Below are 23,654 nucleotides of genomic sequence, written 5' to 3' on the forward strand. Positions count from 1 at the left end.
GACATTTTCATAAAAAATAGGTTCTTTTTATTATTATATCTGTATAATAACATATAAATATGGAGCTCGTCTTGTATCTGAACTAACTTTCAATTTCCCACAGATTAACTTTCGATTGGGCTTTTTATATGCCAGCCATCTATATGAAAACCACCCATTTGTATGAACACATACTCTACTACTGCTTCATATGACGCCATCATCTTTTCAGCATTGTCCTCATGCATTGCTCTCATAAAAATTTCTCTAAAGTCCTCATCTGGAAATGCTGACTTACTATATTTTTGCAGGTAAATTGGATCTTCAAGATAGGCATAGATTTGATAAAAGGGTATCGTTTCTAGATTTAAAAACTGACAGTACACCAAAAATAAATTGGCTAATGAGTTATGGTAGGTAAAGGAAAAGTCCATTCTATCCTGCTCATAACAATCCTTTAAATTATCTAGTGCATCCCATAGTTCATATTTTTTTATTTCTAAGACCGTTTTATTCATTGTGTTATATTTTTCTTCGAGCCATTCCTCTGCCTCAAATTTCAAGTCTTTTATTATTCCAGTATAATCAAATAAAATTCTACCTGTTTTAAATTGGACCATCGACATGGTTCTTCTTTTTTAAAATCATCTTGGAAATACCCACGAATTTGACTTGGTGGATTCGCAAAGTATTCAATTAAAAAACCATCAATAACACGATTCCCTCTTTCCCTCCACCCCACATTATCCGCCAAAATAATATGAACATCGATATCAGAGCGCTTAGAGGGATTTCCAGTAATATAGCTCCCACATATGAGCGCTCCTACAACTTCCTCTTTATCTTGCCATTCTTTCAGGAACGTTTCTAAGGCTATTTTCCATTTTGCCATTGATATCATTCACTCCCTTTTTAATTGATTTATTTCTACGATACTATTGAAAAAACAGAAAACCTTTAAATACGTTTTCTGTTTTTATCTGCTTCTTATTTAATTTCTTTAACAGTTAATTTCTTTTGGCTAACTTCATAAGTGACTACCACGTTTTTAATAATCGCCGTATCATCATAGGAGAGACTAGCTTCAAATTCTATTGTAGCATCTCCCTTCCATCTAAGATGATCCACATAGCTATAGTTTTCATGATCTGTTCGAATCCAAGTATCTAACCCTTGCTCAGCACCATATTTAACCCTTGAAGATTCTACTAACTCCGGGCTTACCATTCGCTCTTCCACATTGATGACTTCAACAAATTCACTTTTATTAGAGTTCGTGACAATAGCAATTAATTTCTGATCAGGTGAAGGAATTATCTCTTTAATATACATTGATGGACTGGAGAAGCTAGAATATGCCTCTAGCACATCATCTTTTATACGCCAAAGAACATTCTGGCTTCCGTAATCTGAATAATTATTGAATAAAGTAAAGAAGACGCTCCCATCTGCTAATTTATATACCTGCTGACTTTTAAAGCTTCCCGATAAAATATCGACAGCAAAAATAGCCGAATTTGCAATTTTTTTGTTATCACTTTGTATAAATGGCTGAATAGCCTTTAACGCCTTATTTCTCAACTTTTCATCATTATAGCTCTCTACTAGTCTATTTATTGCAATATAGATATACTCCTCTTTGTCACTATCTAGAGCTTTTAGAAATTTATCTGCATCATATTTTGTAGCTGGCATTAGTTCCATATCCTCTGCTGATAAATAACGAATATAAAGCTCATTATTTTGATGTTTATAGTAAGCTGCTGCTATTGTGGCAGTAGAAACTGAGCTTACGATCATCATACTTATTACCACTGCGAGCCATTTTTTAGAAAAACTTTTCTTCTTTACTTCATAGTTGGCGGCTTCAATTAATTCTTCCTCTATAAATCCAATTTCACGATATAACTCCTCTTTTTTCATATATATAATCCCTCGCTTTCCAAATAAAATCTTAGTTTATTACGTGTCCTAAATAAGTTGGACTTAACTTTACTACTACTCATTTGAAAGTGTAAGGAAATATCTTTTATAGAATAGGAGTACCAATATCGTTGAATAAATATATTTCTAGATTGTTCATCTAAGGTATATAAAAATTGGCTAATGTATTGAGCAAGTTCACCCGCTTCATAGGATGTTTCTACCGTATGAGAAGAAGCTAGACATTCTTCCAGCTCTGTGAGAATGACCTCAAACTCATTGTTTCTCTTTTTGGCTGTATTATAGCTATGCTTATCAAGTGCAATATTACGTATGATTCTCCCTAAAAAAATAGATAGTTTTCTTGGTATCTGTGGAGGGATTGTGTTCCATGCAGCTAGGTAGGCATCATTCTCACATTCTTCAACATCCCTCAAATTTGCCAAGATTCTTCTTGCTATTACTCTACAATATGCTCCATATTTTTTCCTTGTTTCCAAAATAGCCTGCTGTGAGCGTTGTATGTATAAAGCAACTATTTTTTCATCGTCCATTTGCATTTTCTCCTTTTATGTACTCTTACTTATAAAGTAGATAATCCAAACAATTGGTTGCATGTTGTGGCAAAAATTCTGGTAATGAAAAAACCGCACTCTTTTAGGTACGGTTCTCCACATTTCAAAATAAATTAGATAAAAATGTTTGTATTGATGTAGGTAATAGCTGAAAGAATAATCCCTCATATTTAATATCCAGTATACCAGCGACAACAATAACAACGAAAATTAATAATAGAAAGATTTTCTTATTTTTAGAAATCCAATTCAATAGATGCCACTCCTCTGACCTAATAGTAAGCATGTTTAGTATAAGTTGATTGCTATCAAATAGCATCCTATTTATCGTCTGTCACCTAATTTTACAATGCTACATAAATTAAAATGATACGCTAAAAATGAGAAATATGTAAGAAGGGAATGGGTATGGTCAATTTTAAATCTTTTCGGGGTGTTATCACTCAAATCAGTGATTTTTCTGTTGGGCAAAACGGAGATAAGAACGGTTGTTATAAAATAATGACCTTAGAAGATGGTGCTGGTGGGGTCGTCAATTTTATTATTTCTCCCTCCACCTATTTTGTTAATCGTGAAATTGTCACTACTGGTGAATGGGTAACAGGATATTATGATGGAGATGCACCTGTACCGATGATTTACCCGCCACAATACCGTGCTTTAATTATTGTAAAAGAAAGCAATTATCATAATGTAAAGGTAGATTTCTTTAATCAACAATTACTGAGTAGTGATGGACAATTACAATTAAACCTTTCTTCTACTACGATTATTTCACTTAAAAATGGGCAGCCTTTTACCAATAGTCCTGCCAATCGAAACCTCATTGTTGTTTATGGTCCTACCACTAGGAGTATTCCTGCTCAAACCACTCCCTATGAAATCATTGTTTGGTGTTAATTTAATCACATTTAAACAACGGCTTAAACCTCACTACGTGAATTTAAGCCGTTGTATATTGTTATTTTTTATTCAGTATCATTTTTCATTTCATGTAATTGTTGTTTAATCTGCTCTAGATATTCTTTATTTTGCTGAACCGTATCCAAATGCTCACCATATTGTTCTGCATTGAAACGTGCATTTTCAGCATGCTTAATCTGATTAAATGCATGTTCTATTGCTATTTCCTCTGGATGTGATTTTGCATGCTTTAATAGACGATCCGCCTTTTGCACAGAGTTACTAAACAATGTGCTAGGATGATCCTGCTTCCAACTTGTATCGGAGTGCTTAGCCAATGTATATATCTTCCCTTCTTAAAAATGTTTTCATTGTTCTAGATGTAGTATTATGAAATGCTCTGATAATATGTATGGAAGAAAATAAACACAATATTTCCCAGGCTATACTCAAAGAACTAAGGCACATGCCTTAGTCCTCCTCTCAATGTCATGAATAGTTGTCAAATATAAATTAGTGCCATGCAGTCCTCTCACTGACTGGTTGCTTGATATCTGTTTTTCCTTGTGTTTCAGCAAAGTTATTGATTTGTGCTGAAGCTGAATCAAGCTCAAATTCAGCACCAAACTCCTCACGATGAAGTGTCTGACGCTGTTGATTTGTTTTATTTGCACTTTTCGTACCATTTGATTTGTTACGATTTGTATCCATATTTGACATAACCATCCTTCATCGATTATTTGAAAAGCTTTAAAACCTTATATATGGTTTACGAACTTTTCATTCTAAAGTTTGTCCAAGGAGGAAAAAAGAATGTGCATTAATTATTTTTTTTAGCTAAGTATAGAGTTGAGGATTTTTCAATTTTTGATTGTTAGTAAGTCGCTTGCAATCTTATTTTCTTTCTGACTATAATACTTGTATACAAGTATACTCAAATCAAAAAGGGTGATATTATGAGCGAATATAATGATTATTTATATCCACAAAAATGGCTTTCTAAGGCTTCTACAGGTGATCGCGTAGCATATGAACTTAGAATGCGTATTATTTCAGGTTTAATTGAAAGCGGTACCATTCTTTCAGAAAACAAACTGGCAGCTGATTTTGAAGTAAGCCGTTCACCCATTCGTGAAGCCTTAAGAATATTAGCTTCTGAAAATATCATTCGATTAGAGAAAATGGGTGCTGTTGTCATTGGTTTATCTGAAAAAGAGATTGAAGAAATTTATGATGTTCGATTGCTGATTGAAACATTTGTGTTTGAACGTCTCATAAAAATGGATACAACTAACTTAGCACTAGAACTTAGCAAAACATTAGAAATGATGAAGGTTGCCATTAAGTATAACGATGCAGACGAATTTTCTTATCAGGATGTTATGTTCCATGAGACAATTATTCGTTCCATCGGACATTCCTATATCACCATGATTTGGAATAATTTAAAGCCAGTAATGGAAGGCTTGATTTTACTATCTATGCGCATGCGCTTTAAAGAGAAATATGAGGATTTTACTCGTATTGTGAAAAATCATGAGCTCTATATTGACGCTATTAGAGCCAAAGATCGAGAGCTTATGATTAAATCCTTACATGAAAATTTTGATGATGTTCAAGGCAAAGTAGAAGATTTATGGCGGTCACAGCAAATGCTATCTAAAGGGGTTGAGCCACAAAATGACTAACTATATGTTAGGTGTTGATATAGGGACTACTAGCACTAAGGCCGTATTATTTAGTCAACATGGGAAGGTTATTCAACAAGAAAATATTGGGTATCCATTATATACACCGGATATTTCGACAGCAGAACAAAATCCAGAAGAAATCTTTCAAGCTGTACTACAAGCCATTACCAACATTATGAAAGTCCATTCTGATAAACCATTACTATTTGTTTCCTTTAGTAGTGCTATGCATAGTGTGATCGCTATGGACGAAAATGATCAACCGTTAACACCTGTCATCACTTGGGCGGATAATCGTAGTGAAGCATGGGCACATAAAATTAAAACTGACTGGAATGGCCATGAAATTTATAAAAGAACAGGTACACCTATTCATCCAATGTCACCACTAAGCAAAATTACTTGGCTTGTGCATGAACATCCTGAAATCGCGCGCAAAACGAAGAAATATATCGGTATTAAAGAATACATTTTTAAAAAGTTTTTTGATCAATATGTCGTCGATTATTCATTAGCTTCGTGTATGGGTATGATGAATCTCCATACATTAGATTGGGACGAAGAAGCTTTAGCTGTTGCAGGTATTGCGAAAGCACAATTATCCACACTCGTACCAACAACTCAACTATTTTTAAATTGCAATGACCTTTTAGCTAAACAAATTGGTATTGACCCACAAACACCTTTTGTCATTGGTGCAAGTGATGGCGTGCTCTCTAATCTAGGTGTAAACGCCATTCGAGAAGGCGAAATTGCTGTCACTATTGGGACAAGCGGTGCTATCCGTACCATAATTGATAGGCCCAAAACAGATGTAAAGGGTAGAATTTTTTGCTATGCACTAACAGAAAACCATTGGGTCATTGGTGGACCCGTAAACAATGGTGGTATGGTATTACGCTGGATTCGCGATGAGTTTGCCTCTTCTGAGATTGAAACAGCTAAAAGACTAGGTATTGATCCATATGAAGTGTTAACGAAAATTGCTGAACGTGTTAGACCTGGTGCTGATGGGCTGCTATTCCATCCCTATCTATCAGGTGAACGTGCGCCTTTATGGAATCCAGATGTCCGTGGTTCATTTTTTGGTTTAACTATGTCTCATAAAAAGGAACATATGATACGAGCTGCCCTCGAAGGGGTTATCTACAATTTATATACTGTCTATTTAGCATTACTGGAATGTATGGAAAGCCCTGTCACTCGTATTCAAGCAACAGGCGGGTTTTCACGCTCTGAGATTTGGAGACAAATGATGGCGGATATTTTTGAATCCGAAGTGGTAGTACCTGAAAGCTATGAAAGCTCCTGTCTAGGCGCTTGTATTTTAGGCTTATATGCTACAGGAAAAATTGATTCCTTTGACGTTGTCGCTGATATGGTTGGTGACACTTATAAACATACGCCAATCGAAGAAGCAGCCAAAGAATATAGACAGCTACTCCCAATTTTCATTCGTTTATCTAGAGTTTTAGCAGACGACTATACGTCAATTGCTCAGTATCAAAGGAGCTTAATTAAGCCCGACTAAAGAGGAGGAGAATACATGCCATTAGTTATTGTAGGTATTGGTATTATTGCGCTGTTAATTTTAATAATGGGCTTTAAATTAAATACGTTTATTTCATTAATCATTGTTTCATTCGGTGTTGCTTTAGCTCTTGGGATGCCTTTGGATATTATCGTAAAAACGATTGAAGCAGGGTTAGGTGGAACATTAGGTCACTTGGCACTAATATTTGGTCTTGGAGCGATGCTAGGAAAATTAATTGCCGATTCTGGCGGTGCACAGCGTATTGCCATGACCCTTGTGAATAAATTTGGAGAAAAGAACATTCAATGGGCAGTTGTAGCAGCATCCTTTATTATCGGTATCGCTCTTTTCTTTGAAGTAGGTCTTGTGCTATTAATCCCAATTGTCTTTGCTATTTCAAGACAATTAAAGGTTTCTATTTTATATTTAGGAATTCCAATGACCGCAGCCTTATCTGTCACACATGGATTTTTGCCACCACATCCTGGACCAACTGTTATTGCTGGCGAATTTGGGGCAAATATTGGTGAGGTGTTGCTTTATGGCTTTATCATCGCCATTCCGACTGTTATTTTAGCTGGACCATTATTTACAAAATTAGCGAAAAGGTTAGTGCCTGAATCATTCAACAAAACTGGAAATATTGCCTCTCTAGGTGAACAAAAAACATTTGAACTAGAGGACACACCGAGTTTTGGAATAAGTGTTTTTACTGCACTATTACCCGTTATTTTAATGTCCATTGCTACTATTATTACACTGTTACAAAAAACAATTGGCTTTGAAGATAATGGCTTCTTAGCAGGTATCCGCTTCATCGGTGAAGCTGGTACATCCATGTTAATTTCCTTATTAGTTGCCGTCTATACAATGGGTATCGCAAGGGAAATTCCTATTAAGCAAGTAATGGAGTCATGTACAACAGCAATATCCCATATCGGTATGATGCTCTTAATTATTGGGGGCGGTGGTGCCTTCAAACAAGTTTTAATTGATGGTGGTGTCGGTGATTATGTAGCTGAACTCTTCCATGGAACTACCTTATCGCCAATTTTACTAGCATGGATTATTGCGGCTATTTTACGCATTTCATTAGGGTCAGCTACGGTTGCTGCTTTAACAACAGCTGGTTTAGTCATTCCAATGTTAGGTCAAAGTGATGTAAACCTTGCCTTGGTCGTGTTGGCAACAGGTGCAGGAAGCTTAATTGCTTCACATGTTAATGATGCAGGTTTCTGGATGTTTAAAGAATATTTTGGATTGAGCATGAAGGAAACATTCGCTACTTGGACCTTGCTAGAAACAATTGTATCTGTAGCTGGTTTAGGGTTTATTTTATTACTTAGTTTATTTGTTTAAAAAATATTTAAAAAGGAGCAAGTACAATGTTAAATACAATTGGCGTTATTGGATTAGGTGTTATGGGCAGTAATATCGCTTTAAACATGGCTAATAAGGGCGAGCAAGTAGCCGTTTATAATTACACACGAGATTTAACCGACAAACTTCTACAAAAAGTTGAAGGACAAGCGCTTACTCCTTACTATGAAATAGAAGAGTTTGTACAAGCTTTAGAAAAACCAAGAAAGATTTTTTTGATGGTGACAGCTGGGAATGCTATTGATTCAGTTATTCAATCAGTAGTGCCTTTCCTTGAAAAGGGCGATGTCATTATGGATGGCGGCAACTCTCATTATAAAGATACAGAGCGTAGATACGATGAACTTAAAGCTTTAGAAATCGGGTATTTAGGGATTGGTATTTCTGGTGGTGAAGTAGGAGCATTGACAGGACCATCTATTATGCCTGGTGGTGATCAAGAGGTCTATAACAAAGTAGCACCTATACTGACAAAGATTGCAGCACAAGTGAATGATACACCATGCTGTACGTATATTGGTCCCAAGGGCGCAGGTCACTTCGTCAAAATGGTACACAATGGAATCGAGTATGCAGATATGCAACTCATTGCGGAGGCCTATACGTTTTTAAGAAAAAATATAGGATTATCCGTTGAGGAAATTGCTACTATCTTTGAAACATGGAATCAGGGCGAATTGAAAAGCTATTTAATCGAAATAACAGCTGAAATCTTAAGGAAAAAAGATGAGATAACAGGATTACCACTGATTGATATGATACTTGATAAAGCTGGTCAAAAAGGTACTGGGAAATGGACAAGCCTGCAATCTATAGACAATGGTATTCCTACATCAATTATTACGGAGGCCTTATTCGCTCGCTATATTTCATCATTAAAAGAGGAACGAATTCAAGCAGAGGCAATACTATCTGGACCAAATTATAAACAACAAAATCTAGATAAAGATGTCTGGATTGAATACGTCCGCCAAGCGCTATATATGGGGAAAATATGTGCTTATGCGCAAGGATTTACACAATATAAAATGACATCAGAGCTTTATGAATGGCGTTTACCATTAAAAGATATTGCATTAATTTTCCGTAGTGGTTGTATTATTCGAGCAGAATTTTTAAATGTTATTAGTGAAGCCTATCAAAAGCAACCTTCTCTAAATAATTTATTAATTGATCCGTACTTTGCAGAAAAGACGATGGACTATCAAAATGGATTAAGAAAAATAGTTTGTGAAGGCATCCAAGCAGGAAACGCGTTCCCTTGCTTGAGTGCTTCTCTCACATATTACGATAGTTATCGAACAGGTTCATCTAATGCTAATATGTTACAGGCACAACGTGATTATTTCGGTGCGCATACGTATGAACGAATTGATGCACAAGGTGTTTTCCATACAAATTGGTAAGTAAAAAGCTAAAATATACATCATTGCCTCAATGATTGTATATTTTAGCTTTTTTATTCTAGAAAAACATGTACTCGATTACGGCCTGCTTGTTTTGCCGCATACAGTGCTTTGTCCGCACTGTTTAAAAGCTGATACAGTGTCTCTTGTCCCTTTGTGCCTTCTGCTACACCACAGCTTATAGTAGCACGAATTGCTCCCTCAGTAGTCATAAGTGGCTGGGATTCTACGCTATTACAGAGCAAATTAGCTAATGCTTGCCCCTCTAATAATGTAGAGTCCTTGAGTGCAAGAACAAATTCCTCACCGCCATACCGTGCAAACAGTTCTCCTTTTTTCAACACACTCTGACAAACCTTTACGACATGAACTAGTAATTGATCACCGATAGCATGCCCATACGTATCATTGACGTTTTTAAAATGATCGATGTCCATTAAAATGACAGTAAAAGCTGAGGATGATTCTCTTGCCTCGCTGTAAGCCTGATTACATTGTTGAAAAAAAGCTCGACGATTATAAATTTGTGTAAGTTCATCGTAAAAAGCGAGTTGCTCTAACTGTCTTTGTAGCTCCTTCAACTCTGTTATATCAGTGAAAATAAGTAATAACCCCTTACCATGATTAACATGTTGCAGCTCTGTAACACGCACTTGATAAGTATGATCAGAAAGCACCATCTCGATGTCTTGCGTATTCACCACTGCCTCCAATGTAAATGGTATCGGTTGTCCAGTTACTTCAAGCCATGTTTTCCTAATATCCCTACCAATCATGGATCTGGTTAGCTGAGGAAATACCTTGCTGCAGGCTTGGTTAAACTCTATTAATCGAGCAGATTCATCTAAGACAATAACCCCATCATTGATACTATGAAATATTGCATCCTTGGCAACAGGCATCACCCTAAATAACCGTGAGGAATTAATAGACCATAAATATAAAAATGAAGAAGCCCATAATACCATAGGAACAGGATCAACTCCTTGAGGTGTTAAGCCCAATAAATAGATGAATGCTGTTATCATAGGAATAAGTTGACCACACATTAAGGCAATTAATTGTTGCCGGTAGGCCTTAGTAGTCTCTTTCCAATGGATTAATACTAATAAGAAGGATACGAACATACAGCCAAAAGTAAATATGCCATGAATGATATACCATATGCCAATTTCCTGATGAACATAAGGTGCCCCTAATATAGGATCTATTTCAAATACTCTATAATGAAAATGGTGTATATCATTTGTAGCAACCATGACTAAGCTAATAAATGGAATGGCAAGAAGAGCCATTATCTTTTTCCTTGTCAGATGAAAGCCTAGGTATTGCATGATAAACAATAATCCGAGAGGCGTTGAAAAAGCCATACCTACATATTGGATGGCCGTCCAAACCTTTATGGCACTTAATGTTGTAGCGATTAAACCAAAAGCAGAGGCAAAACAATATACCGCAATTAATGCGGTATAACTAATAAACAATTGAGCAATTTTTGTATAATTGTAGCGTTTTAGAAATACGTATAAACATAAATACAAATTTAGTACACCTGATGTGCAGCTAAGAGTAATGAAAGCAGTCAATTGCGAATTCATGTCTATGTACCTCTTTATATTTTTAATTTTAATGTAGCATACATATAAAATTTTGTGGATTTATTTATCGATTAATTTTTTAAGGAGTAACGAATATGATTAATAAGGATAACTCAGAAATCATTTTCTTTTCTGATCCAGTTGAAAATCTAACCCACCCCTTTTATAAGAAACAAATTGTATTCACAGGCGCCCTTTCTACCATGACACGATCCGAAGCCTTCAAACAAGTAAAAGCCTATGGAGGGTATTTACAGGGAGCTGTTACACAACATACTGATTTCGTTGTGCTTGGTAATAAACGTAGGGGTATAAGCGCCAAGCAGCATAAAGCTGAGCAACTAATCCGTGAGGGGCAAGACATTCAAATATTAATAGAAGATGATTTTTTATGGCTTATTTCAATCCCAAAGAAAGATGATAAGTAAAAAGAGTATGTAAGGTTGTTCTTCTTACATACTCTTTTAATTTTTTACTTTATCGGAACAGCAATAGGCTTTAATGTATATGGCTCTTTTATCGGTTCTAATGCCCCTGTACTATCCTTAATTTTGTATACACCTACTACAGGGGTGATCATAATCGAGGTAGCTTGTTCATCAAATTTGTTTGCAACAATACGAGGGAAATTTCCACGCCCTTGAAAATCTGTACTATGACCAGTTCCTCTAAAATGAATGACATTATAATCATTCCCTAAATCATCTGTCACAATATAGTCAATGAGAACTCCTCGCCAAGCTTCATTTTCTTTTTCCACCAAGACTTCTTCGGAAAGATAAAATGTTGTAGCGATAGGTGTTTTGGTTATTTTAAAAGCTTCAATTTTTATACCTTCCCCTTCTGTTTTCATACTATCTTTTTCCACCTTTATTGTTTCACTTTCAAGCTTCTCTAAAGTAAATTCAAATGCCCAGTCTCCTGCTACTGACTTATTTACATTATTTAAATCAACAATTTGATTTCCTTGAAAATTAATGTGAACTTCCTCGGGCTTAGAGCCTCTAATGAGTTCAAAAATATACAATACTGCATACTCATTGCTGTTTATTTTTTGAACCAAATAATTTGTTGAATAGCCACCATATCGATACCTATTACCAAATTCCTCAGCAGTTAGTTCACGATTGTCACCATATAAAACTGGCCTTTCTCCTAAATCCTTTTCACTTTTTATAGTGTAAGCAATAGTAATATTTTCACCATCATATACAGCATCTGTAACAGTGACTTCAACTCCATTACTTTCTTGGCTCACTCCGACACTTGTAGAATACTGATCATAATTGTTAAATACATACCTTTCATCATCAATAAACAATCCGAATACACTTCCAATAAATGGTAAATTTGCAGCAAATGTAGGAAACGAATAACCAATTGTCATACTGGATGCAATAAAAAAAGTAGCTGCAACAATAAAATTTTTAATGAAATGCCTTTTCTTTTTAACTATCAAGACATTTCTTTTCACTCTCTCTTTTTCAAGTGAGCTCACTTCCATCGGCTCTATATTTATATCAAGATTTAAATCATTAAATTGTTTATATAGCTTTTTCATGTCATACTTCCCCCCAAACGAATTTGCTGTAATCGTTTTTTCCCACGATATAATCGATTATCAATAGCGGCTTTTGTTAAACCACAATGAGTAGCAATTTCTTCGTTTTTCATATTTAAAAAGTATTTCATCGTAAAAATATCCCGGTCTAACTGCTCTAATTGCGTCATCATGATGAGCACTTCCTCTGTTGTTGTCTTGATTAAGTATTCCTCTTCAGCCGATATTGCGGCTTCACCTGTTTCATTTAGCTCATAAAAATATGGCGTTTTAGACAACCTTCTTTGTTTCGATATGGCTTTAAACTTTGCTATCGTGCAAATCCATCTTCTAAAATCCTCTTTATCGCCTCTAAATTGTTTAGCATTTTCATAAGCCCCTAGAAATGTATCACTAATACATTCCTCTATTATTTGAGGATCATTATAGGATTTTAGAGCATTATAAATAATCGCTTTGATAATCCCCATATATTCCTCAATGACATATTGAAGTGCTTCTTCTCGTTTTTTCTTAAGATGTTTTATAAAATTTTCATCTGTTACCCTCATGCAAACACCCTTTCTTCCATAAACATAAAGGATCCTTTATATAAAACATCGCTCAATCTTAAATTTCTTCTCATATTACTCAAAAATATTTATAATTTCAATTTTTTAACAAATATAAAAGGCTAAATCTCAATTGATTTAGCCTTTTTAATATTTATAGTATAGATTTTAACCAATAGCATTGGGACGAAAACTATTTGTTTACCTTAGGTGCTGGATAATCAAAGCCCTTTGTATCCACCTCTACCTTTTTCATCTGCTGATCTTCTAGTGGTTTATTTGTAGCATCTCGCTCTGCTCCAACAATGGCATCAACTGTTTCCATACCTGCAATCACCTTGCCAAAAGCAGCATATTTTCCATCAAGATGTGATGCTTCCTTTACCATAATGAAAAATTGTGAGCCTGCTGAGTTTGGATCATCTGAACGAGCCATCGAAATAACACCACGTTCATGCTTCATATTATTTTCAAATCCATTTGAGGTAAACTCACCATCAATCGAATAATCAGATCCTCCAGTACCATTCCCTTTAGGATCTCCACCCTGAATCATAAAATCAGGAATAACCCGATGGAAAATAAGACCATCATAGAATCCATCTTTTACTAAAGCAATAAAGTTAGCTACTGTATTTGGTGCTACAGTAGGCTCCAATTCAATAACAATTTTTTCATCATTGCTCATCGTAATCGTCACAATTGGATTTTCCTTCACTTTTGACGCATAATCCATTGTTTCTTGTGTTTCTTTAGCTGTTTTTCCCTCAGTTTTCTCACTATCCTTAGCTGTACCACAGCCTGTCAAAACAACAATAATGGCTAGCAGAGATAGCATAAAGAACAAACCTTTATTACGTACGAACATATCCTTTTCAACTCCTCTTGTTAAGCATCAATTCATTATAAAACTATCCAAACTGTAGGACAAATCCAAGAGAGACAATGACAGAATATTCCTGTCATTGTCTCTTTTTATTTCTACTATATTAATTTCGTAGGTTGCTATTAATTCACATTATTTCAATAAATCATAATTCCCTTGTCTAATACAGATTTATTTTGTACCTGATTCCCTAAAATATATAGTTTTTTTAAGTTGGGCAAATTCACTAAGGGTTCTACATTCGAAATAGCATTATTTTCTAAATGAAGCACCTCTATTTGTTGCCAATTTCCCAAGAAATTTAACGATTGTAGTGAACTATCTTGTAAAGTGAATGAACGTAAATTTGTAAAGCCAGCAAAGTAAGGCATGATCTTATCTACTTCTTGCACCCATTCCCCATTACCAATTTGAATGGAAACATCATTTAAAGTTAAATGCTCCAGCACGTTGTTCGTAAATGGCTTGCTATTCACCTGAAAATTACATTCATTACAGATTAACATTTTTACATGCTGCAAATTGAATAAGTCATTGGTTTCATAAAAGAGGGTCTCATTTAAATTGATTGTTTGCAAATGAGGTAGGTCATTTAATGAACGAATACCTGTAAGAATTCCATACTCCATGACTGTAAGCTGTTCTAGCTGTGGGTATTTCAGTAGTTCTGCACCATTCAATTGCGAATCCGATCCACTTATAGAAACCGTCAAATCTCTTAAAGCGGGTGCTTCTAGCTGTGGTAAAAATGAACTCTTCAGCTCTGCTTTTTTCAAATGGGGCGCTACAATCGATGAAATATCACCATGATAGCCAGTTAACGATAACTCCGTCAATGACGTTAGACTGTTAACCATATCCAACAATTCCACTTGACCAGGAGAAGCTAAACGTAGCTTTGTTAAAGATGACATATTTCTAAGTCTATCTAAATTGATGATATTCATGTTTTCAAGATCTAAAGATTGTAGTTTAGGCATATTTTGTATAAAATCAAGTGTTTTTAAATTTCTTACTGAGGTAAGTTTTAATTCTTGTAATTGAGTCAATGAGTATAGTGGGCTAAAATCTGTAGCTTCACTAATGTCTATTGCTAACGATTCTAGATTAGTTAGTGTAGACAGCCACTTTAAATCATTAATTGATTTTAAGGAAAGTGATTTCAGCGATAATTTATTTAGAATCTGAAAATCTGTCACCTCTTCAGCCACATAAGATAGTTCTAGAGATTGAAGATTGGGGAACTCTAATAATAAAGCAAGTTCATCATTACTTCTAATTTGGATAGAGAGCTCTTTAACATTAGACTTATCACTAAAATATCCTGCGATTTTACTAAATGATTCATTAAAACTACCTGTATAACTTTTTAAGTTTTCAAGATGTTGGAAGCTTACTTTTTCACTTTGTGATATTTCATAATCATTCATGAGCTTTAAAACCGTTAATCCAGTAAAGGCCTCAAAGTCCTTTTGTTCAATTTTTTGCGTATTTAATAATTTATCCATAATGATATAAGTAGAAATTTTAGCTTCCTTATTTGTAAAAGGATCTTCTAGACTATAATCAAAATGCCATTGATCGTCAGAATAGTAGGCAGCCAAATATCGAATACTTGCAATCTCTTCTTTTGCTGGCATCGTCCCACCTTTATCAAAAATATCTTTTAAAAAGAACAGTAGAACTTCACTTTCAGGCATTGTTCGAACGGATAGTTCTTCACGGTTTCCATCCTCTGTTTGATTACTACTTAAAAGAAAATACCCAAGGAATACACACATCATGACAATTGGTATCATAAAGAGCAGCTTTAAATTTGTTTTTGGACGGGATGGTGTATGAGGAGAAGCTGTTCCATAATAATTATTAATCGTTTGATCAACATAATAAATTTTATTCTCTTTCAACATGATTTCCGTATCACAAAAAGGACATTTGAATGTTTGCTCTTCTTTATATTCAATTTTCCCATTACAATTTGGACAATTTAATTTAATAAATTCCACTGGCAGCCCCCCAGCACTATTTTTCCATTAAGCTTAGTTGTCTAAAAAATAAATGTCAATATTTACGAAGTATAGGCAAGCAATCTAAAACTAAATTTTAAGTGTCTAGCCAGCTGTTTGAATTCTTCATAACAGCAGAATTTAATAAATCTAACTAAATTTACAATAATCCTATACTTGGGTTATTAAAGTTTGCCCAGGCTATATCACTGTTAATGTACCTAACCATTCTATAGGCTACTGGCTTAAAACCGCACTTTGGCCAAAATGCCGATGCAGCAAGATTAGTTATTCTCCAATCTGTAATGATATTCTCATAGCCCGCCTCTTTCATCCTTCTACAGCCTTCATTCATCAACTTTTTTCCCACACCTCTTCCCATTTGTGAAGAGTAAGTACCTGCAATCGTTAGCTCTATTGCATGCTCAGGTGTCATCAAATCTGAATGTATAGGATAATATTTTTGAAATCCTAATTCCTGCCCATCCTTTACTGCAACGAAACATGTATCATCATTCTCCTCTACTATACTTTTATATGAGTCTTTTATGCTCATGACAACCTCAGGGAATACAGGCTCAAATGTAGGTGCGGAATTTTGATACGATTGAATGATCCTAGACATTTTCCCCATCATTTCACTATCCATTTTATTTGCAACCCTAATCTCTGCATTACATGTATTTTCAAATGGTTTATAATCCCCAATGTTCATGACCCCATGTACTTGTTGTATAGAAAAGCTTAATCGTTGGTAGGCATCATAGTAAGCCTGATTTCCAAGAGGGATTATCGTGTAATGCATAAAGCAACCTTGCTCTAGCCATACCACTGAAATCTCTGCATATAATTTTCTAATAAGCTCAGCGGATTGATCCTTTCTGATTGCCAACCCTTCATATGGTACCCATACATGTCTGCCTCTTAGAGAGTCATTCTTGATGACTCCGATTAAATATCCTACTAGGTCATCTTTAATAAATGCTCCAATCCCCTTAATAGTATTATGAGCAAATAAGTTTTCAAGCATATTTGTTATATGTTCAGCATGAAGACAGCTGTTGTTTAGAAATGGATATACTTCACCCTCAAGGCTCTGTCTATTTTCGAGTAATTCAGCCATTGTGGGTACATCATTCACATCGATTGTTTTATATTTATATTTTCCCACTTCAACTCTCCCCCCCTAAATTTCTACATTATATTACATATTATATCATTATAGATAATACAGGATTTTGCTGGATATTTTTAATTACTTTCTAATCTAAGAGAGCCAAAGTCTAATTACAATGATGCATTTCTATCCTTAAGCTAAGCCAATTAACTATGTAGAAATAAAATAAATATGATATCTTTTTGCAAGGTAGTATTTTGGAAAGAGAGGATTTTTAGCAATGAATCAAAAAAATTTCTGGCTTGATTTACCACGGCCATTCTTCATTTTAGCTCCAATGGAGGATGTGACAGATGTTGTATTTCGTCATGTCATTCAGGAAGCAGGGAGACCCGATGTATATTTTACGGAATTCACCAATACGACGAGCTATTGTCATCCAGATGGGTTAGATAATGTACGTAACCGCTTAGCTTTCACAGAAGATGAACAGCCTATTGTTGCACATATTTGGGGAGACAACCCTGAACATTTTCGTCAAATGAGTATTGGTATGAAGGAATTAGGCTTTAAGGGAATTGATATTAATATGGGTTGCCCAGTTGATAATGTAGCAGAAAGAGGTAAAGGAGCTGGATTAATTCTTCATCCTGACCTAGCCGCAGATATTATTCAAGCAGCCAAAGCAGGAGGCTTACCCGTCAGTGTCAAAACAAGACTTGGCTTTACGGATGTAGCAGAATGGCGTGAGTGGCTTACACATATTTTAAAACAGGATATCGCCAATCTTTCTATTCATCTCCGTACAAGGGAAGAGATGAGCAAGGTCGCTGCACATTGGGAATTAATTGGAGATATCAAAAAACTACGTGATGAAGTTGCTCCCCACACATTACTGACGATCAACGGTGATATTCCTGATCGTTTAACAGGTCTAAAACTAGTTGAGCAATACGGTATCGATGGTGTAATGATTGGGCGCGGGGTGTTTTCAAACCCATTTGCCTTTGAAAAGGAACCTAAAGAGCATAGTGCCAAAGAATACCTTAATTTACTATACTTACACCTTAACCTTCATGACCACTATTCCAAGGAATTCGAAACACGTTCATTTAAAGCATTACAACGTTTCTTTAAAATATATGTACGTGGCTTCAAAGGGGCTAGTCAATTGAGAGTTCAATTACTGGGTGCACATTCTACGGATGAAGTCCGTGAATTACTAGCTACGTATATTGCCCACGAACTAAAGGAGAATAAATAAGAGGAGATTGGCTTCGCCACTCTCCTTTTTATTTGCTTTTACTTGTAATCATTTATTGGGCCTTTATCCATTAGAACTTCTACCATATTAGAAGAGCCCATCTTCAGCTTAGGTCTACGTTCAGAATTTGGTTCACTATAAAGCTCTAATGGGCTGATAATCACACCATCTGGAGTATTATGAAGTATTCCAGGCACACAGGAATAAATTCTATCATTATTATTAGCATTTTTAGCAAAAATAGTAACGGAGGTTCCATTATGATTATCTATACTCATAGACACCTTATATCTGTAGAATGAGCCTGTGCCATTTGATTGGGCGGAATAAACCACAGGAACAACAGCTAAAACATTATTATTTAATCTCAATTTGATTACTTCAGTTTTTGTTGAACCAGCATCTCTCCCAACATCCCCCATGTGTTCGACTACCCCGTTGTGAAAACTCCTAAGTGGGGGTGTATTTTTCGCCCCAAACATAGCTACATCGATCTGCTGACCATCCTTTGTATAGACTAAAGCATATATATCGTAGTCAGTACCAGTTTGCCATGATACCGTAGCAGTAATTTCAGGCGTTTTATCAATGATAACTGGCTTTTGACCTTTGGTGAGACTGACATTCCCCTTTACCTTTTCAAGATTTATCTGTGATAACATGTTTTGTCTATTTGTACTTTCTGGAACATTTAATGATTGATCAGGTTCTATCAGCATTTGTTTTTTTATAGTTGTTGATTCAGAAAGCTTGTTTTGTTCTTCAGGTTCAACCTCAACACCGTAATTTTCACATAACCCCTCTAACCCAGAATCAAATCCCTGCCAAATAGATCTCACCTTTGTCTGACTATTTCTTAGATATAATTCTAATACTACGATTCCATTTTCATTTGCAAAATTAGCTGGTGCTAAATTGATAATATTGTTATCAGTACGTATTTCTGCCTTTAAATTTTTCACATTTGAAAAACCTCGGCTATTATCTTCTGTAAGTGTTATAGCTATTTTAGTAATACCTTCAGGGATTTTACTCATGTCGAAATTCATTTTATGTATTTTTATATTCCCTACATTCTCAGGTGGTATCAGGGTAGCTGCACCAGATAAGCTAGTTGGTTGATTATAAAATATAATGCCGCTATCTCCTTGTACCTTGTTTACATCCGTTAAAAGGAATGCAGTTAACGAAATATCGATCGAATTAGACATTTCGTAGCTAATAGTAACACTACCTTTTTGGGAACTTATAACTGTATTTGCTCCCATCTGAAGGAATTGAATCATGTGAATCCCCCTTATCCCCTTATTATGTATAGATATCAAATTGATAAAATTGTAAAGTTAATCTTCCAATTTAAAAAATTCGAGTAATATTTACAAAATCCTTCTTTAAAAGGAAAATGACCGGAAACAAACACTGTTATTTACAGAAAACCAATCTAATTTCTCATAAATGCATTTTATGATATGATGTTTAAATTGTGTGTCTACTAAGTAGCACAGTTACATTCTTCAAAGAAAGAGGTATTTATGCATCATACACAGTTATCCAAGCGACATTGGTTACTTATCTTAACACTTGCATTCTTAACATTTGTTCTTGGGACAAGCGAATTTGTTATTGTCGGGATCTTAACTGATATTTCTTCAAGCCTTCATATGACAAATGCAAAAGCAGGCACACTCGTTTCTGCGTTCGCTATCACATTTGCCATCGCTACACCACTCGTGATGTCAGCAACAAGCCATTTTCCAAAGCGTAAATGGATGTTGTTTTTGATAGGTTCCTTCATTGCCTTAAATGCTCTGTGTGTAATTTCAACGAGCTATATTATGCTCCTTATACTTCGGGTTATGACCGCGATTGTAACAGGTGTATTGATCTCTCTAGCCATGATTGTTGCAAGCGAAACCATGCCAATTAATAAACGCGGCCTTGCTATATCATTTGTTTTCGGTGGTTTTACACTGGCCAATGTAGTTGGAGTACCCATTGGAATTGTAATCGCTGAATGGTACGGCTGGAATGCCACTTTTATGTTAACCACTCTTCTCGGAGGGTTGGCGTTTGCGGCATCTTTTTTTGTCTTACCTACTCGACTCAGCCAAGTACGAAGCTCAATACGGGATCAATTTTCTTTAATGATTCAGCCTCGAATTTTAATTGCCTTTTTCATTCCTGCTCTCGGGTTTGGTGCAACCTATGCAGTCTTTACGTACCTTGTTCCTATTTTAAAGGGAATGGGTGCACCAAATAATTCTATAAGTTTAATCTTATTCGGCTACGGCTTTCTTTCGATTTTCAGCAACATTCTTGCCGGTAAAATTGCCACTCACAATGCCATCGGCCGACTTCGGTTTGTCTTTCTCGCACAAGCTATTGTATTGACAAGCTTATTTTGGACAACAAACCATTTTATTTTAGGATTAGCGAACATCGGACTAATGTCACTAATGGCCATCCTCTTAACAACATCTACTCAACTTTATTTAATAGATTTGGCCGAAATTTATAAACCAGATGCTAAAGGACTCGCTGCTTCTCTTATGCCCGTGGCAAGTAACGTAGGCATCGCTTTTGGGTCTGCATTAGGCGGCATTGTATATCATCAAGGAAATTTGATGAATGTCACATGGGTCGGTGGTATAGTTGCCGTCAGTGCAAGTCTACTAACTTTCTTTAGTTATCATTTAGACCTTAAACAAAAGAAAACAGCATAAAAAATGCAAGAGGTACCTTAGAAAGAATATAAATCAAACAGACCCATTCGAATAAAGCGAATGGGCCTGTTTTTAAAAAGCTTACTTGTGATCCGTATCTTCATAATAAGGAATAATTATTCTGGAATAATATATTTTTCTTTCATTGGCCCAACTTTATTTAAAATAATTGCGCCAATCATTTGTATAATCGTCTTCACAATAATTTGCCCCAAAATGGCGGCAGGTACCGCTTCCCATGGCAATATATTGGCACCAAGTGGACTTAAGCCGATTACTACGAAAATTGCAGAATCTAGAAATCCTCCAACAATACCACTGTAGAACACACGCCAAGCCATTGGTAATTTTAATCGAGTATAAATTTCAGTATCAGCCGTTTCAGCGACAACAAATGATAGCGCTGAGGCTACCACAATTAAAAGTGTATCACCTAGTAGGAATGACACCACAGCTGATAAAATTAAAGCTGTAATAATAAATAAATACGTCTTTTTTCTACCATATTTATTTTGTACTAGATCCCGAAAAATAAAGGTTGCCCCAATTAAAAGCGTTCCCATTGGAACAATAAACATACCAAAATGGAATGGTGCAAATGCTGCCGTTACCACATTAGCAATAACAATAGATAATAAATAAAATAATATTCTCAAACTATTACTCCTCAAGTAAATTTAATTTTTGTAAGAGCACCCTACACGCCTCTTTTATTTCCCCACACAAGGGCATGTAACTGTGGCAGTACTTTAACATCTCTTAAATCCTCATCCTTCATTACTCTATCAATCAGTGCACGATATTTATCCAATAAATTCATCATTAATTGTGAATTATCAGTTGCCGTGAGATCATCATTACCGACTTGAAGATAAAAAGGAATCATGGGATATCGATGGTGAATTTGTTTAGCATAATCGTAATCCTCTTGATTAAAAACGACTATTTTGAGGGATACATGGTGATTGCTGTTCCGATCTTTAAGTTTTTCGAAGATATAAGAGAGCACCGAGTAGTCTGTGGTCATTCCAGAACTAGGTGGCTTTGGTGAAATTGTCAGTTCATCAATCTCATACATCCACTTTTGCCACCTACTCCCCTGTGTTTCTACCCCGATTTTTATGTCATTTTCTTTTAAAATGGCAATAAGCTCTGCTAAATTCGGATTGAGTGCAGGATTGCCGCCTGAAATTGTGACAAATGAAAAACCATTGCCCCCTAAACGTTTCAACTCAGACCAAATCTCTTCCGCTGTCATTTGGACAATAAGGTGCTTTCCACTGCCATCCCACGTAAACGATGAATCACACCAAGAACAGGAATAATCGCAGCCCGCAGTTCTTACAAACATTGTCTTCTGGCCAACGACCATACCCTCTCCTTGAATCGTTGGCCCAAAAATCTCGATAACAGGTACTTTACTCAACTTCCATCCACTCCCTTCTAGCTTCTGCATAGCTTGTTGGAGTCTCGTAAAGCCTGATAAACTCTACACGTACACCGTTATATCCTTCATCAAGCAAAGCCTCAGTCAACTTTTCGTAAATCCAAACAACAATATTCTCTGCCGTCGTATTCATGAGTGGAAGCGTTTCATTTAAATAACGGTGATCCAAATGAATCTCTATTTTATGTTTCCATATTTCTTTTATATCGCCGAAATCAATCATCAAACCACGTTCATCTGTGTAGCCACTCAGTCCTAATATAGCTCGATAGGTATGCCCATGTAGATTTTTACATTTCCCTTCATAATGATGTAGATGATGGGCAGCATCGAAGGTAAATTCTTTGCTTATGAGAACACGCTTTGCATGATATTTCAATTGATTTCTTTGAATATCCACATCAATTCTCTGGAGTCTCTCAACGATTTTAAAATCTGACATGCCTTAAGACTCCTTCCTATAACTTAAATACTCATCAAGCCCTTTATTTCGCAATTTACATGCTGGGCATTCACCACATCCATCTGCTATGACACCGTTATAGCAAGTCAACGTTCTTTGTCGTACAAACTCAAGTGCACCAAGCTGATCAGCTAATTCCCATGTTTGTGCCTTATTCAGCCACATCAAGGGTGTATCAACCACAAAGGAGTCATCCATCGATAAATTTAACGTTACATTTAAGGATTTAATAAAGACATCTCGGCAATCCGGATATCCACTAAAATCAGTTTCACAAACACCTGTTACAATATGCTTTGCCCCTACTTGGCTCGCTAAAACGCCCGCAAATGAAAGAAAAAGGAGATTGCGGCCAGGCACAAAAGTCGATGGGAGCTCACCATTTTCTCCGTCCTTCACCTTTATGTCTTGTCGTGTCAATGCATTCGGAGCAAGTTGATTCAGGAGAGACATATCAAGTATGTGATGCTTGATACCAAGCTCCTCTGTTATCACCTTCGCACAGTCAATTTCAAGACGATGCCTTTGACCATAATCGAAAGTTACTGCCTCAATCTCTTCAAAGCGTTCTTTTGCCCAGAACAAACAAGTTGTGCTGTCCTGACCTCCACTAAATACTACAATTGCTTTTTCCTTTTTCATCTATA

At 35.8% G+C, this 23,654-nt stretch carries 26 protein-coding genes; 8 read left to right on the forward strand and 18 right to left on the reverse strand.

Translation table 11 applies throughout. The features are described 5' to 3' along the window. Nucleotides 1–104 precede the first annotated feature (104 nt). The 5 genes from LBYS11_RS23875 to LBYS11_RS22705 all read right to left on the reverse strand — a co-directional run bounded on the left by LBYS11_RS23875 (nucleotide 105) and on the right by LBYS11_RS22705 (nucleotide 2,730). Nucleotides 105–599: a hypothetical protein gene (locus LBYS11_RS23875; protein WP_233732252.1), complete on the reverse strand. Its 495-nt coding sequence runs from the start codon at nucleotides 597–599 to the stop codon at nucleotides 105–107. Beyond that, the gene (locus LBYS11_RS23880) at nucleotides 551–871 is read right to left on the reverse strand and encodes a nucleotidyltransferase domain-containing protein (RefSeq protein ID WP_233732254.1); all 321 of its coding nucleotides are present in this window, start codon (nucleotides 869–871) and stop codon (nucleotides 551–553) included. Before LBYS11_RS23880 ends, LBYS11_RS23875 begins: the two co-directional genes overlap by 49 nt. Before the next feature lie 95 nt (nucleotides 872–966). Further along, nucleotides 967–1,902, reverse strand: a complete 936-nt coding sequence (locus tag LBYS11_RS22695) for a hypothetical protein (RefSeq protein ID WP_048395297.1) — start codon at nucleotides 1,900–1,902, stop codon at nucleotides 967–969. After that, the gene (locus tag LBYS11_RS22700) at nucleotides 1,899–2,456 is read right to left on the reverse strand and encodes an RNA polymerase sigma factor (RefSeq protein ID WP_054548847.1); all 558 of its coding nucleotides are present in this window, start codon (nucleotides 2,454–2,456) and stop codon (nucleotides 1,899–1,901) included. The genes LBYS11_RS22695 and LBYS11_RS22700 overlap by 4 nt, the downstream gene beginning before the upstream one ends. Nucleotides 2,457–2,580: 124 nt before the next feature. After that, nucleotides 2,581–2,730 (reverse strand): hypothetical protein, encoded by a 150-nt coding sequence (locus LBYS11_RS22705; protein WP_231595739.1) that lies wholly within the window; start codon nucleotides 2,728–2,730, stop codon nucleotides 2,581–2,583. 155 nt (nucleotides 2,731–2,885) lie between these two features. Between LBYS11_RS22705 and LBYS11_RS22710 the strand changes: the two genes are divergently transcribed. Beyond that, nucleotides 2,886–3,377, forward strand: a complete 492-nt coding sequence (locus tag LBYS11_RS22710) for a hypothetical protein (protein WP_103119024.1) — start codon at nucleotides 2,886–2,888, stop codon at nucleotides 3,375–3,377. A 68-nt stretch (nucleotides 3,378–3,445) separates the two neighbouring features. Here the strand turns inward: LBYS11_RS22710 and LBYS11_RS22715 are convergent, their stop codons facing one another. Both LBYS11_RS22715 and LBYS11_RS22720 read right to left on the reverse strand, forming a co-directional pair. Then, nucleotides 3,446–3,718, reverse strand: coding sequence for a hypothetical protein (locus LBYS11_RS22715; RefSeq protein ID WP_004233441.1), 273 nt, complete (start codon nucleotides 3,716–3,718; stop codon nucleotides 3,446–3,448). 175 nt (nucleotides 3,719–3,893) lie between these two features. After that, a complete protein-coding gene (locus tag LBYS11_RS22720) occupies nucleotides 3,894–4,100 on the reverse strand; it encodes a hypothetical protein (protein WP_048395291.1) in 207 nt (68 codons plus the stop codon). A gap of 236 nt (nucleotides 4,101–4,336) precedes the next feature. Between LBYS11_RS22720 and LBYS11_RS22725 the strand changes: the two genes are divergently transcribed. From LBYS11_RS22725 to gnd, 4 genes are read left to right on the forward strand one after another with little or no spacing between them, the layout of a single operon-like run. Then, nucleotides 4,337–5,068, forward strand: a complete 732-nt coding sequence (locus tag LBYS11_RS22725; RefSeq protein WP_036077885.1) for a GntR family transcriptional regulator — start codon at nucleotides 4,337–4,339, stop codon at nucleotides 5,066–5,068. Further along, nucleotides 5,061–6,602, forward strand: a complete 1,542-nt coding sequence (gntK, locus tag LBYS11_RS22730; RefSeq protein ID WP_103119025.1) for a gluconokinase — start codon at nucleotides 5,061–5,063, stop codon at nucleotides 6,600–6,602. The genes LBYS11_RS22725 and gntK overlap by 8 nt, the downstream gene beginning before the upstream one ends. Before the next feature lie 15 nt (nucleotides 6,603–6,617). Next, the gene (locus LBYS11_RS22735; protein ID WP_103119026.1) at nucleotides 6,618–7,964 is read left to right on the forward strand and encodes a GntP family permease; all 1,347 of its coding nucleotides are present in this window, start codon (nucleotides 6,618–6,620) and stop codon (nucleotides 7,962–7,964) included. Nucleotides 7,965–7,990: 26 nt separating this feature from the next. Further along, a complete protein-coding gene (gene gnd, locus LBYS11_RS22740; RefSeq protein ID WP_103119027.1) occupies nucleotides 7,991–9,391 on the forward strand; it encodes a decarboxylating NADP(+)-dependent phosphogluconate dehydrogenase in 1,401 nt (466 codons plus the stop codon). Between the two features lie 53 nt (nucleotides 9,392–9,444). On the opposite strand, the gene LBYS11_RS22745 is transcribed toward gnd, so the two are convergent. After that, nucleotides 9,445–10,989 carry a histidine kinase N-terminal 7TM domain-containing diguanylate cyclase gene (locus LBYS11_RS22745; protein ID WP_103119028.1) on the reverse strand — a complete coding sequence of 515 codons (1,545 nt, stop codon included), beginning with the start codon at nucleotides 10,987–10,989 and terminating at the stop codon, nucleotides 9,445–9,447. 95 nt (nucleotides 10,990–11,084) lie between these two features. Between LBYS11_RS22745 and LBYS11_RS22750 the strand changes: the two genes are divergently transcribed. Next, nucleotides 11,085–11,417, forward strand: a complete 333-nt coding sequence (locus LBYS11_RS22750; RefSeq protein WP_103119029.1) for a BRCT domain-containing protein — start codon at nucleotides 11,085–11,087, stop codon at nucleotides 11,415–11,417. Between the two features lie 44 nt (nucleotides 11,418–11,461). Here LBYS11_RS22750 and LBYS11_RS22755 read toward each other — a convergent pair whose 3' ends face one another. The 5 genes from LBYS11_RS22755 to LBYS11_RS22775 form a co-directional block, all read right to left on the reverse strand. Next, the gene (locus LBYS11_RS22755; RefSeq protein WP_103119030.1) at nucleotides 11,462–12,550 is read right to left on the reverse strand and encodes a DUF4179 domain-containing protein; all 1,089 of its coding nucleotides are present in this window, start codon (nucleotides 12,548–12,550) and stop codon (nucleotides 11,462–11,464) included. Next, a complete protein-coding gene (locus tag LBYS11_RS22760; RefSeq protein WP_103119031.1) occupies nucleotides 12,547–13,101 on the reverse strand; it encodes a sigma-70 family RNA polymerase sigma factor in 555 nt (184 codons plus the stop codon). Before LBYS11_RS22760 ends, LBYS11_RS22755 begins: the two co-directional genes overlap by 4 nt. Nucleotides 13,102–13,294: 193 nt before the next feature. Then, nucleotides 13,295–13,969 (reverse strand): peptidylprolyl isomerase, encoded by a 675-nt coding sequence (locus tag LBYS11_RS22765; protein WP_103119032.1) that lies wholly within the window; start codon nucleotides 13,967–13,969, stop codon nucleotides 13,295–13,297. A gap of 155 nt (nucleotides 13,970–14,124) precedes the next feature. Next, nucleotides 14,125–15,993, reverse strand: coding sequence for a leucine-rich repeat domain-containing protein (locus LBYS11_RS22770; RefSeq protein WP_103119033.1), 1,869 nt, complete (start codon nucleotides 15,991–15,993; stop codon nucleotides 14,125–14,127). Nucleotides 15,994–16,153: 160 nt separating this feature from the next. Continuing rightward, complete coding sequence (locus LBYS11_RS22775; protein ID WP_103119034.1) at nucleotides 16,154–17,164, reverse strand: GNAT family N-acetyltransferase; 1,011 nt, start codon at nucleotides 17,162–17,164, stop codon at nucleotides 16,154–16,156. A 226-nt stretch (nucleotides 17,165–17,390) separates the two neighbouring features. Here LBYS11_RS22775 and LBYS11_RS22780 point away from each other — a divergent pair, with 226 nt between their 5' ends. Then, nucleotides 17,391–18,374 (forward strand): tRNA dihydrouridine synthase, encoded by a 984-nt coding sequence (locus LBYS11_RS22780; protein ID WP_066038344.1) that lies wholly within the window; start codon nucleotides 17,391–17,393, stop codon nucleotides 18,372–18,374. 38 nt (nucleotides 18,375–18,412) lie between these two features. On the opposite strand, the gene LBYS11_RS22785 is transcribed toward LBYS11_RS22780, so the two are convergent. Continuing rightward, nucleotides 18,413–19,660: a TerD family protein gene (locus LBYS11_RS22785; protein ID WP_103119035.1), complete on the reverse strand. Its 1,248-nt coding sequence runs from the start codon at nucleotides 19,658–19,660 to the stop codon at nucleotides 18,413–18,415. A 246-nt stretch (nucleotides 19,661–19,906) separates the two neighbouring features. Here LBYS11_RS22785 and LBYS11_RS22790 point away from each other — a divergent pair, with 246 nt between their 5' ends. Further along, nucleotides 19,907–21,097: an MFS transporter gene (locus tag LBYS11_RS22790; protein WP_103119036.1), complete on the forward strand. Its 1,191-nt coding sequence runs from the start codon at nucleotides 19,907–19,909 to the stop codon at nucleotides 21,095–21,097. Nucleotides 21,098–21,213: 116 nt separating this feature from the next. Here the strand turns inward: LBYS11_RS22790 and LBYS11_RS22795 are convergent, their stop codons facing one another. The 4 genes from LBYS11_RS22795 to queC are packed head-to-tail and all read right to left on the reverse strand — an operon-like array spanning nucleotide 21,214 to nucleotide 23,649. Next, nucleotides 21,214–21,753, reverse strand: coding sequence for a VUT family protein (locus tag LBYS11_RS22795; protein ID WP_054548832.1), 540 nt, complete (start codon nucleotides 21,751–21,753; stop codon nucleotides 21,214–21,216). Nucleotides 21,754–21,794: 41 nt separating this feature from the next. Continuing rightward, entirely contained in the window at nucleotides 21,795–22,523 is a 729-nt protein-coding gene (gene queE, locus LBYS11_RS22800; protein WP_004233410.1) for a 7-carboxy-7-deazaguanine synthase QueE, read from the reverse strand. Continuing rightward, on the reverse strand, nucleotides 22,516–22,986 hold the full coding sequence (gene queD, locus LBYS11_RS22805; protein WP_004233408.1) for a 6-carboxytetrahydropterin synthase QueD: 471 nt from the start codon (nucleotides 22,984–22,986) through the stop codon (nucleotides 22,516–22,518). Before queD ends, queE begins: the two co-directional genes overlap by 8 nt. A gap of 3 nt (nucleotides 22,987–22,989) precedes the next feature. Beyond that, nucleotides 22,990–23,649 (reverse strand): 7-cyano-7-deazaguanine synthase QueC, encoded by a 660-nt coding sequence (gene queC, locus LBYS11_RS22810; RefSeq protein WP_103119037.1) that lies wholly within the window; start codon nucleotides 23,647–23,649, stop codon nucleotides 22,990–22,992. Nucleotides 23,650–23,654: the final 5 nt, after the last annotated feature.

Origin of the sequence: Lysinibacillus sp. YS11 (assembly GCF_002896375.1) — a bacterium.
In the GTDB taxonomy this organism is placed as follows: domain Bacteria; phylum Bacillota; class Bacilli; order Bacillales_A; family Planococcaceae; genus Lysinibacillus; species Lysinibacillus capsici.

Excerpts from the sequence above, each read along its gene's own strand:
- LBYS11_RS22755 (WP_103119030.1), bottom strand. The coding sequence starts at position 12,550 with ATGAAAAAGCTATATAAACAATTTAATGATTTAAATCTTGATATAAAT.
- LBYS11_RS22695 (WP_048395297.1), bottom strand. The coding sequence starts at position 1,902 with ATGAAAAAAGAGGAGTTATATCGTGAAATTGGATTTATAGAGGAAGAA.
- LBYS11_RS22700 (WP_054548847.1), bottom strand. The coding sequence starts at position 2,456 with ATGGACGATGAAAAAATAGTTGCTTTATACATACAACGCTCACAGCAG.
- LBYS11_RS22710 (WP_103119024.1), top strand. The coding sequence starts at position 2,886 with ATGGTCAATTTTAAATCTTTTCGGGGTGTTATCACTCAAATCAGTGAT.
- LBYS11_RS22765 (WP_103119032.1), bottom strand. The coding sequence starts at position 13,969 with ATGTTCGTACGTAATAAAGGTTTGTTCTTTATGCTATCTCTGCTAGCC.
- queD (WP_004233408.1), bottom strand. The coding sequence starts at position 22,986 with ATGTCAGATTTTAAAATCGTTGAGAGACTCCAGAGAATTGATGTGGAT.
- LBYS11_RS22725 (WP_036077885.1), top strand. The coding sequence starts at position 4,337 with ATGAGCGAATATAATGATTATTTATATCCACAAAAATGGCTTTCTAAG.
- LBYS11_RS23875 (WP_233732252.1), bottom strand. The coding sequence starts at position 599 with ATGGTCCAATTTAAAACAGGTAGAATTTTATTTGATTATACTGGAATA.
- gntK (WP_103119025.1), top strand. The coding sequence starts at position 5,061 with ATGACTAACTATATGTTAGGTGTTGATATAGGGACTACTAGCACTAAG.
- LBYS11_RS22750 (WP_103119029.1), top strand. The coding sequence starts at position 11,085 with ATGATTAATAAGGATAACTCAGAAATCATTTTCTTTTCTGATCCAGTT.
- LBYS11_RS22735 (WP_103119026.1), top strand. The coding sequence starts at position 6,618 with ATGCCATTAGTTATTGTAGGTATTGGTATTATTGCGCTGTTAATTTTA.
- LBYS11_RS22745 (WP_103119028.1), bottom strand. The coding sequence starts at position 10,989 with ATGAATTCGCAATTGACTGCTTTCATTACTCTTAGCTGCACATCAGGT.
- LBYS11_RS22760 (WP_103119031.1), bottom strand. The coding sequence starts at position 13,101 with ATGAGGGTAACAGATGAAAATTTTATAAAACATCTTAAGAAAAAACGA.
- LBYS11_RS22785 (WP_103119035.1), bottom strand. The coding sequence starts at position 19,660 with ATGATTCAATTCCTTCAGATGGGAGCAAATACAGTTATAAGTTCCCAA.
- gnd (WP_103119027.1), top strand. The coding sequence starts at position 7,991 with ATGTTAAATACAATTGGCGTTATTGGATTAGGTGTTATGGGCAGTAAT.
- LBYS11_RS22720 (WP_048395291.1), bottom strand. The coding sequence starts at position 4,100 with ATGTCAAATATGGATACAAATCGTAACAAATCAAATGGTACGAAAAGT.
- LBYS11_RS22780 (WP_066038344.1), top strand. The coding sequence starts at position 17,391 with ATGAATCAAAAAAATTTCTGGCTTGATTTACCACGGCCATTCTTCATT.
- LBYS11_RS23880 (WP_233732254.1), bottom strand. The coding sequence starts at position 871 with ATGGCAAAATGGAAAATAGCCTTAGAAACGTTCCTGAAAGAATGGCAA.
- queC (WP_103119037.1), bottom strand. The coding sequence starts at position 23,649 with ATGAAAAAGGAAAAAGCAATTGTAGTATTTAGTGGAGGTCAGGACAGC.
- LBYS11_RS22790 (WP_103119036.1), top strand. The coding sequence starts at position 19,907 with ATGCATCATACACAGTTATCCAAGCGACATTGGTTACTTATCTTAACA.